12 protein-coding genes are annotated in these 13,178 nt (G+C 39.5%); 8 read left to right on the top strand and 4 right to left on the bottom strand.

Annotated features, from left to right (window positions below; genetic code table 11):
• Positions 1–66: 66 nt before the first annotated feature.
• Positions 67–714 carry an isoprenoid biosynthesis glyoxalase ElbB gene (gene elbB, locus AC0VZ5_RS01440; RefSeq protein ID WP_171039614.1) on the bottom strand — a complete coding sequence of 216 codons (648 nt, stop codon included), beginning with the start codon at positions 712–714 and terminating at the stop codon, positions 67–69.
• A 510-nt stretch (positions 715–1,224) separates the two neighbouring features.
• Between elbB and polA the strand changes: the two genes are divergently transcribed.
• The 3 genes from polA (at position 1,225) to AC0VZ5_RS01455 (ending at position 5,559) form a co-directional block, all read left to right on the top strand.
• Positions 1,225–3,960, top strand: a complete 2,736-nt coding sequence (gene polA, locus AC0VZ5_RS01445) for a DNA polymerase I (protein ID WP_008467914.1) — start codon at positions 1,225–1,227, stop codon at positions 3,958–3,960.
• Positions 3,961–4,456: 496 nt separating this feature from the next.
• Positions 4,457–5,044, top strand: coding sequence for a YceI family protein (locus AC0VZ5_RS01450; protein WP_475473903.1), 588 nt, complete (start codon positions 4,457–4,459; stop codon positions 5,042–5,044).
• The gene (locus AC0VZ5_RS01455; RefSeq protein ID WP_475473905.1) at positions 5,041–5,559 is read left to right on the top strand and encodes a DUF1285 domain-containing protein; all 519 of its coding nucleotides are present in this window, start codon (positions 5,041–5,043) and stop codon (positions 5,557–5,559) included. Before AC0VZ5_RS01450 ends, AC0VZ5_RS01455 begins: the two co-directional genes overlap by 4 nt.
• Here AC0VZ5_RS01455 and yihA read toward each other — a convergent pair whose 3' ends face one another.
• The gene (gene yihA / locus AC0VZ5_RS01460) at positions 5,560–6,201 is read right to left on the bottom strand and encodes a ribosome biogenesis GTP-binding protein YihA/YsxC (protein WP_138607234.1); all 642 of its coding nucleotides are present in this window, start codon (positions 6,199–6,201) and stop codon (positions 5,560–5,562) included.
• Between the two features lie 281 nt (positions 6,202–6,482).
• Here yihA and AC0VZ5_RS01465 point away from each other — a divergent pair, with 281 nt between their 5' ends.
• The 3 genes from AC0VZ5_RS01465 (at position 6,483) to AC0VZ5_RS01475 (ending at position 8,975) form a co-directional block, all read left to right on the top strand.
• On the top strand, positions 6,483–7,115 hold the full coding sequence (locus AC0VZ5_RS01465) for a c-type cytochrome (protein ID WP_008112717.1): 633 nt from the start codon (positions 6,483–6,485) through the stop codon (positions 7,113–7,115).
• Between the two features lie 747 nt (positions 7,116–7,862).
• On the top strand, positions 7,863–8,447 hold the full coding sequence (gene yihI, locus AC0VZ5_RS01470) for a Der GTPase-activating protein YihI (RefSeq protein ID WP_008112715.1): 585 nt from the start codon (positions 7,863–7,865) through the stop codon (positions 8,445–8,447).
• 12 nt (positions 8,448–8,459) lie between these two features.
• Positions 8,460–8,975, top strand: a complete 516-nt coding sequence (locus tag AC0VZ5_RS01475; protein WP_010390378.1) for a DUF2489 domain-containing protein — start codon at positions 8,460–8,462, stop codon at positions 8,973–8,975.
• A 68-nt stretch (positions 8,976–9,043) separates the two neighbouring features.
• Here the strand turns inward: AC0VZ5_RS01475 and hemN are convergent, their stop codons facing one another.
• Together hemN and yjgA are read right to left on the bottom strand one after the other, a co-directional pair.
• Positions 9,044–10,417, bottom strand: coding sequence for an oxygen-independent coproporphyrinogen III oxidase (hemN, locus tag AC0VZ5_RS01480; protein ID WP_475473909.1), 1,374 nt, complete (start codon positions 10,415–10,417; stop codon positions 9,044–9,046).
• 116 nt (positions 10,418–10,533) lie between these two features.
• Complete coding sequence (yjgA, locus tag AC0VZ5_RS01485) at positions 10,534–11,058, bottom strand: ribosome biogenesis factor YjgA (protein WP_010390384.1); 525 nt, start codon at positions 11,056–11,058, stop codon at positions 10,534–10,536.
• Between the two features lie 145 nt (positions 11,059–11,203).
• Here yjgA and pmbA point away from each other — a divergent pair, with 145 nt between their 5' ends.
• Both pmbA and AC0VZ5_RS01495 read left to right on the top strand, forming a co-directional pair.
• Positions 11,204–12,553 (top strand): metalloprotease PmbA, encoded by a 1,350-nt coding sequence (gene pmbA, locus AC0VZ5_RS01490; RefSeq protein WP_138569778.1) that lies wholly within the window; start codon positions 11,204–11,206, stop codon positions 12,551–12,553.
• Positions 12,554–12,662: 109 nt separating this feature from the next.
• A complete protein-coding gene (locus tag AC0VZ5_RS01495; protein WP_054202561.1) occupies positions 12,663–13,142 on the top strand; it encodes a DciA family protein in 480 nt (159 codons plus the stop codon).
• The last annotated feature ends 36 nt before the right edge of the window (positions 13,143–13,178 follow it).

Genomic DNA, 13,178 nt, shown 5'->3' on the forward strand with positions numbered 1-13,178 from the left:
AACTCAATAAATTACCTAAATAAAACGGGATCATTAGACATCTAAATGCGATCATAACCCTTACGACTAACTCATAGCCAATACGTTACGTACTAGTTTTTCGATTCCTGCATCGGCATCCATAATTGATTGTGCCAACATATAAGCAGGTGTTGTAACCAGCTTATTATTTTTATCAATAACAATATCATCCACTTTACACTCAATATGCTCAGCGCCTAATGTGGTTAAAGCATCGGCCGTGTCGCTATCATTACCAATAGTGAGCTGTGGTTTATTATAAATGAATGGCAATAAAGCGGGTGCAATACACATATAACCGGTGGCTTTATTTGCTTTTGCAAATGCTTTACAAGCGCTCAGTACTTCGTCATTTACTTTCGCGTTAGTGCCATTAATAGCAAAGTCAGATAAGTTTTTAGCTACACCAAAGCCGCCAGGAATAATTAAAGCGTCAAATTGTGTAATGTCTAATTCAGCGAGTGACTTTATATTGCCACGGGTGATTCGAGCTGATTCCACTAATACATTACGCGACTCTGCCATTTCTTCACCAGTAATGTGATTAAGAGTATGGTACTGCGTAATATCGGGTGCAAAACACTGATATTTCGCGTTGTTTTTTTCAATGTGTAATAAAGTAAGCACTACTTCATTAATTTCACTGCCATCAAATACGCCACAACCTGCTAAAATTACCGCTATATTTTTCATATTATTTTGCTCCATTGAAGTCATTTTAATAAAGTTTAACACGACGAATCAGCCTATCTAAAAATTTATTTGCTGGTTTTTTAGCCGCAAAGTAAGTTGTTATGCGCTATATGCCATTTGATAACTAGTAAGGGTAAAAAAAATTATAAAGGATCGCTATGATCTTTGATCCATTATGCTAGAATGCTCATCCAGTTATTTAAATGGACGTAAATAATCAAAGTGGGTTACAACACCAGTAACGGTTTAAATGCCTTTTCCACATTGATAGAAGAATAATAAAAAAGAACCTCGAATTATCTTTTTTTAAACAAAACAATAAATTACAAACTAATCTAAGCATTTTACTATGTTTCGGATGGATAGTTTGTGGGTGTTATCTACATAGTTATCCACAAGTTGCTAAAAATGTAGCGCCCTTAATCACATTAATTCACAGTCGTTTTATTTACTGCCTTATGGCATGCTTATACTTATATTACTTTTTTGTATTTAGGATCCAATTTTACCATGGCTCAGATCCCCGAAAACCCGCTTATTCTTGTTGATGGCTCTTCATATTTGTTTCGTGCTTATCATTCTCCACCTCATTTAACTAATTCTAAAGGTGAAGCCACTGGCGCCATTTATGGCGTGGTAAACATGTTGAAAAGTTTGATCAAACAATACGATCCCTCACATATGGTGGTGGTGTTTGATGCCAAAGGTAAAACTTTTAGAAATGACATGTACAGCGAGTATAAAGCGAATCGTCCGCCAATGCCTGATGATCTGCGTACCCAAATAGCGCCGCTACATAGCATTATTAAAGCGATGGGCTTTCCATTAATTAGTATTGAAGGTGTAGAAGCCGATGACGTGATTGGTACATTTGCGCGCATTGCTTCTGAGCAACAACGCCATGTATTAGTATCAACTGGCGATAAAGATATGGCGCAGTTGGTTAATGAGCATGTTACTTTGATCAATACCATGACTGATAGTATTTCAGATCCCGACACTGTGGTTGAAAAGTTTGGTGTTGGACCTGAACTTATTATCGATTACTTAGCCTTAATGGGCGATAAAGTAGATAATATTCCAGGCGTTGAAGGGTGCGGGCCTAAAACAGCGGTTAAATGGTTACAAAAGTACGGATCGCTTCAGGGCGTAATTGATAATGCTGCTGATATCAAAGGTAAAATAGGTGAAAAGCTTGCAAAAGCGATTGATCATTTACCATTGAGCTATGAGCTTGCCACTATTAAGTGTGATGTGGAGGTTGAATCTGATCTTGATACTTTTAAATTGCAAACACCGAATAAGGACGAATTAATTGCCTTATACGGTGAGTGTGAATTCCGTCGCTGGTTAGCTGAATTACTAGACAATCCAAAAGATGCTGACACACATTTAGCGGTCCCAACCCAAGAGAATGAGTTGCCAAAAGTTGAAGATGCGCACTATGAAACGATTTTAACTGAGGCCCAATTTAATACATTGATAGAGCAGCTCAATGAAGCTGAGCTATTTGCTTTTGATACTGAAACAACCAGTTTAGAGTATATGAAAGCGCAGTTGGTAGGGATGAGTTTCGCAGTAAAAGCAGGGGAAGCCGCCTACTTACCGGTTGCACATGATTACCCAGGTGCGCCTGAACAGCTAAGCCTTGAATTTGTGATGCAAAAGCTTGGGCCAATATTAGCTGACGAAAATAAAGCTAAAGTTGGTCAAAATTTAAAATATGATAAAAGTGTGCTTGCCAATGCTGGCTATGAATTAAATGGTATTAAGTTTGATACTATGTTGGAGTCTTATGTTTTTAACAGCGTAGGTACTCGTCATGATATGGACTCATTAGCACTTAAATATTTAGGCCACAAAAATATTAGCTTTGAAGACATTGCTGGTAAAGGTAAAAAGCAGCTCACGTTCAATCAAATCGAACTTGAAAAAGCGGCGCCTTATGCCGCAGAAGATGCCGATATTACTTTGCGTTTACACCAAGTACTATGGCCGAAACTTGAAGCGGATGAAAAGCTTAAATCGGTATTTGAAAATATAGAAATGCCACTAGTAAGCGTTATTTCTGACATTGAGCGCACCGGTGTTGCTATCGACAGCAATATGTTGGCCACGCATAGCCAACGCTTAGGTGAACGGTTACTTGAGCTTGAAAAAGAAGCGTTTGAAATCGCAGGCGAACCGTTTAACTTAAGCTCGCCAAAGCAATTACAAGTACTGTTATTTGAAAAGCTAGAATTGCCCGTTATCAAAAAAACACCCAAAGGCGCGCCTTCTACAGCAGAAGAAGTACTGCAAGAATTAGCACACGATTACCCATTGCCTAAAGTGATTATTGAGCATCGCGGTTTATCTAAGCTTAAATCAACTTACACAGATAAATTGCCACTGATCGTGAATGAGCAAACCAAGCGTGTGCATACTTCTTATCATCAAGCGGTAACAGCAACGGGTCGATTAAGTTCAAGCGATCCTAACCTACAAAATATTCCTATTCGTTCAGAAGAAGGGCGCCGTATTCGTGAAGCCTTTATTGCTGCCGATGGATATAAAATTGTGGCGGCCGATTACAGCCAAATAGAGCTGCGTATTATGGCGCATCTTTCACAAGATAAAGGCTTGCTCAATGCCTTTGCAAATGGCTTAGATGTGCATAGCGCTACAGCTGCTGAGGTATTTGGAGTTGAGCTTGAAGAGGTTACATCTGATATGCGCCGTAAAGCTAAAGCCGTTAACTTTGGCTTAATTTATGGCATGTCGGCATTTGGTTTGGCACGTCAACTTGATGTACCACGCCATGAAGCGCAGCATTATATTGATAAATATTTTGAGCGTTTCCCAGGTGTTTTAGAATACATGGAAACAACCCGTGAAAAAGCAGCAGAAAATGGTTACGTAGAAACTATTTTTGGCCGCCGTTTACATTTACCAGAAATAAATGCCCGCAATGGAGCACGCCGCAAAGGCGCTGAGCGCGCAGCAATTAATGCCCCTATGCAAGGCACTGCTGCTGATATTATTAAAAAAGCCATGTTAACAGTACATGCATGGGTTAATCAGCAAGCGCCTAATACGGTTAAGCTACTTATGCAGGTACACGATGAATTGGTATTTGAGATTAAAACAGAGTGCACTGAGCAATACACTCAGCAAATTTGTGAGCTGATGTCACAAGCGGCACAGCTAGATGTACCACTTATAGTTGAAGCTGACGAAGGTGATAACTGGGAACAAGCGCACTAATTTGGTATGCCAAGGATGCCTTGTCTTAGGTAAACACAACAGTTAAAAAGAATTATTTAAAAGCGCCAATAGGCGCTTTTCTTTTAGCTTGCAGGTTAAAAAAAAGTTAAATTAAACAGCAGTTTGTATTAAATCGTTAGAGGTTCGTCAATTCGCTTCGAATATCGATAATATGCTTGTATTTTTACGCTTGCTTTTGGTAAAGTGCCGCCCGTCCTCATCCTGTAGGACATCCTGTTGATGATGCATCGTAAGATGCAACGTATTGATAGCTTCTCCCCAGTTTGCTATATCGGCCTATCATATATTTGATGGGCCGTTTTTTATAGCTTTACTCCTAAGCGTTAAATTTATTCTCTAATTGCACTTAGCGTTTCAAGTGATACCATCAGTTTACTGTGCGTTTTCTTTTTAACTCAGCGTATTAGTGATTTTCAATTTGACTGATCAAAGTATTATTTTTTCGGGTATAAATCTTTTATTTTAGGAGTGCATTATGTTTAAAACGTTAGCTGTAGCAGGTTTATCTTTATCATGTTTACTAGTTTCAGGTGTTGCATCGGCAAACTGGCAGTTACTCAACGATAAAAGCCAATTAAGTTTTGTCTCAATTAAAAAAAATAGCATTGCTGAGGCAAGCCATTTTACTCAGTTATCAGGGCAATTGAGTGAGCAAGGTCAGTTTAGCGTAAATGTTGATTTAACCTCAGCTGAAACGTTTATTCCTATTCGTAACGAGCGCCTAAGCAAAATTTTGTTTGAATCTGACACATTTGCAAATGCAGTATTAACCGCTGACTTATCTGATAAATTGTCACTTATTAAGCAGCCTGGTCAGTACGTATTAAAAGGTGTTAGCGCCGAGCTAGACTTTCACGGTCATAAAAAGCCACTTGCAGTTGATGTACTTGTTAGTAGTGCGGAAAACGGGAATTTAAGCGTAGCATCATTCAAGCCTATTATTATTAATAGCGATGACTTTAAAGTCACCGAAGGGATAATGCAGTTACAAAAACTAGCCGGCTTACCTTCGATTGCTACTGCGGTACCGGTTACTTTTGCACTGACCTTTAAAAAACAGTGATTTCTCTTAACGAACTTAGTAAGCAACTAAGCGAGCCAAGTAAGCCTTTTGAACAATGGCAGCCAGCTCATTGCGGGCAATTGCCACTGCTGATTGACGAGCAAGGTAAATGGTTTTATGCGGGTAGTGAAATTACCCGCCAAGCCATGATAAAGCTGTTTGCTAGTGTGTTGTGCCGCGAAGATGGACAGTTTTATTTAAAAACGCCAGTAGAGAAAATTGTGATTGAGGTTAAGGATGCGCCATTTATTATTGTAAGTTGGCTTCGTAAGTCGACCTCTGATGGTGATGTTATTTGTTGTATTGATAACCTACAGCGTACCTGGCTACTAAGTCGTACTGAGCCGCTATATATTAATAATTACAAAGGCGCTGCAGTGCCTTATATGCAATTACCCTATGGTTGTTTTGCGCGAGTTGCCAGAAATGTGTTTTATCAGTGGGCTGAAATAGCCGAAACAGATGAGCTCGGCTATTTTATTACCTCCGCGAATGAGAGGTTTTATTTAGGGTAATTACTCTGTGTCAGCAGGTGGAATTGCTACGATTGGACCTAAGTACCACTCATCTAACTTTTTAGCGACTTCTGGTAAGCCTGTGCCTTTAAGTGATGAAAAAGCATGAACTGTTATATCGCCATCTAATTCACTCAATTCACGACGAACACTAAGTACCTGTGATTTACGTGGACCTTGCTTGAGCTTATCTGCTTTAGTTAATAGTGCCAATACTGGAATTTCACTACCTACAGCCCAATTAATTAAATCACGGTCTAAATCTTTTAATGGGTGACGAATATCCATCAACACCACAATACCTTTTAAGCTTTGACGTTTTTGTAGGTATTCGCCTAGCGACTTTTGCCATTTCTTTTTCATTTCAATTGGCACTTTCGCAAAGCCATAACCTGGTAGGTCAATTAGGCGCATGTTATCTACATCGGCAAGTTCAAATGTGTTGATCAGCTGAGTACGGCCAGGTGTTTTACTAGTACGTGCTAACTTTTGATCGGTAAGGGCATTAAGCGCACTTGATTTACCTGCATTTGAGCGACCGGCAAACGCGACTTCAATTCCCGTATCAGCAGGTAATTTAGTGATGTCTGGCGCGCTTGTAACGAAAGACGCAGTGTTATACTTGATACGAGATTTGAGCACAGGCTCTCCTAAAACTAAAAAAAATAACATTGGGTAAACCAAATTCACCCGTGGCGCGTATTTTATACTATAAAGTAGCTATTAAAAAGTATCTTCGAGCATGTAAAACCGTTGCTGATGGTACATTTTAACTGGCTTAGCGATTAATTTTACTCAAAACCCTATAATTTATAGGTTTAATGTGTGTAGAAAACGTGCCAGAGAATTTAATATCGTGTAGAATATAAAAATCACAACATCCATATTGTAGATGATACAGGGTCGGAAACAGAGAATTCACCATGAAAAAAATAGCACTATCTTTAACTATATTGCTTGGTGCGTTGTCAGCAAGCAACGCAACAGCATTTGATGGCGATGTAAACGCAGGTAAAGAAAAATCAGCAACGTGTGCGGCTTGTCACGGCCCAGACGGTAATGCGCCGGTTAACATCTACCCAAAAATTGCAGGCCAACACGCAGATTACATATACAAACAACTTACTGAATTTAAATTAGGTATGACTTCGGGCGGTAAAGAAGGTCGAATGAATCCAGTAATGAGCGGTATGGCAATGCCATTGAGCGATCAAGATATGAAAGACTTGTCTGCTTACTTTGCTTCTTTGAACATGTCTGAAGGTGCTACACCTAAAGATGTTCAAGAAACAGGCGCCATGTTGTACAAAGCGGGTGACGCTGAACGCGGAATTCCATCATGTGCGGCTTGTCATGGTCCACGTGGTAATGGCTCTTCACTAGCTAAATTCCCAAAAATTTCTTTCCAACATCCAGAATACATCAAGTCACAACTTGAGCAGTTCAGAGATGGCACTCGTAATAACGACCTAAATGGTGTTATGCAAGATATTGCTAAGAAACTTACAGATAAAGACATTGAAACATTATCTAAATACCTAGGTGGTCTACACTAAAGTCGTATTTATTTAGATATTGTTAACATAATACAATGTTAAATAGACAAAAAGCAGCTTTGGCTGCTTTTTTTGTTTCTGAAATGACCGATAAAGCCCCTTCACTTGTAAGACATTGACCATACTTTAATGTAAGAAAAGTCTCATTTTATTTTTATTTTTTAAGTTAACTTATTGTAACTTATATTTTTTAACCTTTTTTGTTATGTTTTACACAAGAAAAAAGATATAAATTAGTTGTAACAAAATTATTAACGAGTAAATTAACCCCTGTCGCAACAATAATAACAAATAGGAAAACGTTATAAGGATCGTAGCGCGGCACGACTAAATAGCACATTGAGAGTGCTACTAAAGGAAATAACAAAAAAGTGTCAGGAAAGACCGAAAATAATAAAAACTCATGGAAGTTTAATAATAAAAACAAAATGGAATGCTACACGGAAGATAAATAATAATAATACGGATAAAGAAATAATAATAAAAATAATAAAGACTAAAAAGTCGAAGGGAGAAGTGTCCATATAATGGCGCTCAGATTAGCAGGCGGTAGAGATGTTTTCTCTACCGCCTTTTTATTTGTCCTGTTACAATACCCCCGTTTAAAAAAAGCATCTAAATATGCTTTGGCGTATATAGAGAAATCCAACCTCTAAAACGCAAACCGAATTCTTCTGGCTAGGCCAGCATCGCGATGCCCATTGAGTTGCGCCTCGCTCAAAACCTCTTAAGTGAGACGATCAAGATATGAGTAGAAAGAAAAAGTCACGTAAAATTCCATCAAATGGACCCGTTCGTTTAAGCCAAGATAAGCTTAAAGAAATGCGTGCATTGAAAGAGCAACGTGTAAAGAAAACCAAAGGCGCTAAGCCAGGTTCACGTAATGCACCTGATGCATTGAGTAATGACACTCAAAAAACAGGTTCGGCTGCTAAAGACAAACGTGTTGGTAGTAAAAAAGCAGTACCATTAGTTGCCCCAGCCGCTGAACCAAAAGTCGAAATGAAACGTAACCTTAAGCCTGTAGCAGAGCTTAAAAAGGCGATTGAGCCTGAGTTAACGCCTGAGCAAGAATTAGAGGCGCTTGAAAATGATGAGCGCTTGCTTAAATTAGTTGAGCGTCACGAGCAAGGTGAAATGCTAACGGGTAAAGATGCTAAATACTTTAATAGCCGTATAGCGCGTCACCAAGTGCTGTGTAAGTTATTAGGTATTGAAGATGAAGAAGAATTTGAAGATGACTTCAGTGATGAAGAAAGTAATTCAGATTTTGATCAATACCTATCAAACGACCTAGCTAATGAATGGCTAGATGACGACGAAGATAAGTAATAAGGATACGCAATGAGTACAGCAGTGATCTTAGCCTTAGTTGTAGGTGCTGCTATTATAGCGGGCTTGGCATTTTATGCGGGTCAGTTGCTCTACAAGCTAAATGTGCAAAAAAAGCTAATTAGCAAACAACAGGCAGAGCAACAGCAAAAACTTAAGCAGTCGCGTTTAAAACGTAATGCAAAGCTAGCCGATAGTATTCATTTAATTGCACGTGCGATGAATGAAAAGCAGTGTGATTACTCTGAGGGCTGTTTACGTATTTGGGTGCTGATGTCGCAATATAGTTTTGATACTGAGCGCGACTTAACAACTGCATACCCAGGCATTTATAAAATGTACGACGTGGTAAAAGAAATGCCAACTCACGATTCGCGCAAAAAGTACGCTAAAAAAGAAATTTTTAAGCAAGATACCGCACGCTGGCGCGCAGAAGAATCACTGAGTGATGAAATTGAAGCTGACTGTAAAAAAATCATTGTTGAGTTTAAAGCAGCCCAAGGCAGCGAAAACGTGGTTTTTAACTAGCACTTAGATTTTACAGCATAAAAAAAGCAGACCTAGGTCTGCTTTTTTTATGCGCGCTATTTTTTAAATTATATAACCCGTGAGAAGCGAGTGGCATTTATTTGTTTTTGTAAGTGCGCATCAAAGCACATACAAATAATACGAATAAATAAATTCCCTTTTGGTGTTACACTAATTAGGTTGTTTTCTATTGTTACCATTTCATCGGCAATTAATGGTGCGAGTGCCTCTAAGGCATCTTTAAAGTAGTCATTAAAGCTGATTTTATGCCTGTTCGCGAATACGCTCATATCAAGCTCAAACTGGCAAATAAGTTGTTTAATTGCATCCGCTCGAATAAGGTCATCTTGGGTTAAATGCATGCCTTTATTAATGGCACTGCCTGCTTGCTCATCGATTGTTTGGTAATAGTGTTTTAGCTCTTTTTTATTTTGTAGTATGGCTGTGCCTATTTGCGATATTGACGAGACCCCTAAGCCTAGTAAATCACATTCTCCATGGGTAGTGTAACCTTGAAAGTTACGATGAAGTTGGCCGCTATTTTGAGCAATAGCCAATTCATTATCAACTTTTGCAAAGTGATCCATACCTATAAATTGATAGCCCGCTTGGGTCATTTGCTCTAGAGTGTTTTTAAACATAGTGAGCTTATTATGGGCACTGGGTAAATCAGCATCTTTTATTTTACGTTGAGCGGCAAAACGATCAGGTAAATGAGCGTAGTTAAATACTGAAACACGGTCGGGGTCTAAAGCAATCAGTTGCTCAATAGTTTGCTTAAAACTCTCAGGTGTTTGTAGAGGCAGGCCATAAATCATATCTGCATTAATTGATTTAAAGCCTAATTGTTTTGCTTGGATAATTAACTGCTTTACCTCATCAACATGTTGAGGGCGGTTAACAGCTAGCTGAACTTGATCATTAAAATCTTGAATACCAAATGACACACGATTAAATCCCATCTCGCTTAAGTCAATCAGCATATTGTCAGCCAGTGAGCGAGGGTCTATTTCTATACCGCGCTCACAGGTATCGCTAAAGTTAAAGTGTTGCTCTAGTAGCTTTACTAAGCGAGTCATTTGGGCTGCGGTCAAAAAGGTTGGAGTACCGCCTCCTAAATGTAATTGCTCAACCCGATAGTCTTGAAATAGCGGCGCTTGTGCCACGATTTCTTTAGCTAAAAAATCTAGGTAGGTATCAGCTTTAGATTGATGGCGAGTAATGACTTTATTACAGCCACAGTAATAGCAAAGCTGGCTACAAAAAGGAATGTGAATATATAAAGACAAAGCACGGGTTTGCGATGATTCAATAGCGCTAATCAAATCTTGTTGCTGATAGCCGTCAGCTAACGAAAGTGCTGTCGGGTAAGACGTGTAACGCGGGCCCGATACATTGTATTTGTTTATTAAAGTTTGATCCCATTGAGGAAGTTTAATCATCACGCGCACCTTATCTTTTTAGTTGCTGCGTATTGTAAAAAAGGAAAGGGGAAGGGGGTTTGATCTACAACAAAAAAAGGTGCCGTAGCACCTTTTTAGTATGTAACGTGGCTGCGTTACATTATGGCGTCTTTTAAATACTGAAATAGCTCTTTGTAGCCTCTCGCAGGCTTTTCTGCTTTTACTTCTTTGGCCGCATTACGCACCAGTTGGCGCATTTTTTGGCGCTCAAGAGCTGGGTATTGTTCAATTGTTTCGTTGATTAAGTCATCGCCTTGCTCAATTAAATCACTGCGCAGCTGCTCAATCTTTTTGATCATAACCTCTGCTTGGTTATTTTTATTAAGCATTACATCAATGATCGCTTTAATTTCTTCAATGTTTTCTACTGTACGAAGGGTTTTTGCTATGTAATTTAAGTGGCGGCGGTATGCATCACTTTTATTACTAATTTTATCGGCAACAACCATTGCTTCTTTTAAGTCATCATTAAGCGGTAAGCGTTCGCGCTGCTTTTTACCCATTTTGGCAATTTCAGACCCTAACTGATGAAACTCTTGCGCTTCGCGCTTAAGTTCACTTTTTGATACATATATAATTTCTTCTTCAATTTCAGCAGGCTTGCCTTTTTTCTTCGCCATGGGGTGCTCTTAAGTAAAAATAACTTTATCTATTATACGCGATTCTTTTAGTGATTAATATTAGCTGATGTGGTGCAGTGAGTGTGTTAGCATTTAAATATAAAAAATGTGTGCAACATTGCCTTCTGGGCTCAGGACAGAATTTATGAAAAGCCAACACCAAGATCCAATATATTCGCAAATTTCTCAAGTAAAAGATGCCGTTTCTGAAGTACTCGAACATGCTAAAAAACTAGGCGCTACTGCTGCTGAAGCTGCTATGTCGAGCACATCAGGGCTGTCGGTAAGTACGCGTATGGGCGAGGTAGAAACCATTGAGTTTAATCAAGACGGTGGTTTAGGTATTAGCGTGTATGTTGGTAATAACAAAGGCTCCGCCTCTACGGCTGACTTAAATCCAAAAACATTGCGATCTGTGGTCGAAAAAGCCATAGATATTGCTAAATTCACCTCAGATGATCCGTGTAATGGTATTGCTGATAAAGAATTACTTGAGTTTTCGCCTAAAGATTTAGATTTATTTCATCCTTGGGATGTAAGTCCCGAGCAAGGGATTGATTTATGTCATGCTGCTGAGCAAGCCGCATTAAATGCGGATGAGCGAATTGTGAATTCAGATGGTGCTAGCTTTTCTTCACACCAAGGGCTGCGAGTGTATGGCAATAGTCATGGTTTAATTGCAGGCTACCCAAGAACACGCCATAGCATAAGCACTATGGTAATAGGCAAAGAGGGCGAGCATATGCAGCGCGACTCAGCCTACACAATTTCCCGCGATCAAGCAGGGCTAAAAGATGCTGCAAGTGTTGGGCTTGAAGCCGCTGCAGAAACCCTAGCTAAACTAAACAGTCAAAAACTAGGTACCATGAAAGTGCCGGTTATTTTTAGAGCCGATATTGCTAACTCATTGTTTGGCCATTTAGTGTCTGCAATCGGCGGTGGCGCACTGTATCGTAAATCCAGTTTTTTACTGGATAGCTTAGGTACACAAGTGTTCAGCAAAACCGTTAATATTTCAGAGCGCCCACACCTACTAAAAGGGTTAGCATCATCACCTTTTGATAGCGAAGGGGTTAAAACTCTAGACAGAGAAATAATACACGGTGGTGAATTGCAAACATATTTATTAGCGAGCTACGCAGCGCGTAAAATGAATATGACGCCAACAGGCCATGCCGGTGGTATTCATAACTGGTTGGTTGAGCAAACCCATCAGGACTTAGCTACACTATTGAAAACCATGGGCACGGGTTTGTTAGTCACTGAACTTATGGGGCAGGGTGTAAATACCGTGACTGGTGACTACTCTCGTGGTGCAGCTGGTTTTTGGGTTGAAAATGGTGAAATACAGTACCCAGTAAGTGAAATAACTATTGCTGGTAACTTAAGAGATATGTTTAAAGGTATTTCAGCTATTGGTGGCGATATAGAGCGACGTGGTGGTATTCAAACAGGTTCAGTGCTGATTGAGCAAATGCAAATTGCGGGTGCTTAATACCCATCCACAATAATACTTAATTCAGCGAATTGGTATACACCCACTTTGTTTGCTTAAATTAAGCTTAATTTAAGCAAACTTTCCTTTGAGGTTTTTAAGGTGTGATATGGCTAAAGATAGATATGCGCCAAAACCATTAACCGACATTATGGCCGGGCTAAACAACCGTTTAGCAGCCTATGCGGGAAAAAGCCAAGCATTGGATACACAGCAACAACTGTTACGCGATTTTTTAGGGCCTAAGCTAGGCGATAAATGTCGAGTAAGTAATTATCGTGACGGCACACTGATGATAGAAGCTGTTTCAGCTCCTATTGCTCTTAGGCTTAATTATTTAAAAATGGATATGCAGTCTCATTTTAGAGCCGCAGGTATGGCAGAGCTTGGACAAATAAAAATTACCGCCAATCCACAAGCAACTCAACGATTAAGTAATCGTCCTAAAGCGACAGATAGCCAAGCGACTAACTCTCTTAAAATGAGTGAGCAAACGGCTGATTATTTGAATGCGATCGCCGATTCTGCCCCTCCTTCATTAAAAGAAAAGCTGCAGCGCTTAGCATTACATGGCAAAAGTAAGCCCTAGCTAGCCCTCATGCTAGGCTCTTTTTCACGCTTTGAA

The organism is Pseudoalteromonas sp. QJM3NY_12, assembly GCF_056173165.1.

Coding starts and splice junctions, on each gene's coding strand:
- pmbA (WP_138569778.1), top strand. CDS start 11,204: ATGAAAAGCCAACACCAAGATCCAATATATTCGCAAATTTCTCAAGTA.
- AC0VZ5_RS01495 (WP_054202561.1), top strand. CDS start 12,663: ATGGCTAAAGATAGATATGCGCCAAAACCATTAACCGACATTATGGCC.
- AC0VZ5_RS01465 (WP_008112717.1), top strand. CDS start 6,483: ATGAAAAAAATAGCACTATCTTTAACTATATTGCTTGGTGCGTTGTCA.
- elbB (WP_171039614.1), bottom strand. CDS start 714: ATGAAAAATATAGCGGTAATTTTAGCAGGTTGTGGCGTATTTGATGGC.
- hemN (WP_475473909.1), bottom strand. CDS start 10,417: ATGATTAAACTTCCTCAATGGGATCAAACTTTAATAAACAAATACAAT.
- AC0VZ5_RS01450 (WP_475473903.1), top strand. CDS start 4,457: ATGTTTAAAACGTTAGCTGTAGCAGGTTTATCTTTATCATGTTTACTA.
- yjgA (WP_010390384.1), bottom strand. CDS start 11,058: ATGGCGAAGAAAAAAGGCAAGCCTGCTGAAATTGAAGAAGAAATTATA.
- polA (WP_008467914.1), top strand. CDS start 1,225: ATGGCTCAGATCCCCGAAAACCCGCTTATTCTTGTTGATGGCTCTTCA.
- AC0VZ5_RS01475 (WP_010390378.1), top strand. CDS start 8,460: ATGAGTACAGCAGTGATCTTAGCCTTAGTTGTAGGTGCTGCTATTATA.
- yihI (WP_008112715.1), top strand. CDS start 7,863: ATGAGTAGAAAGAAAAAGTCACGTAAAATTCCATCAAATGGACCCGTT.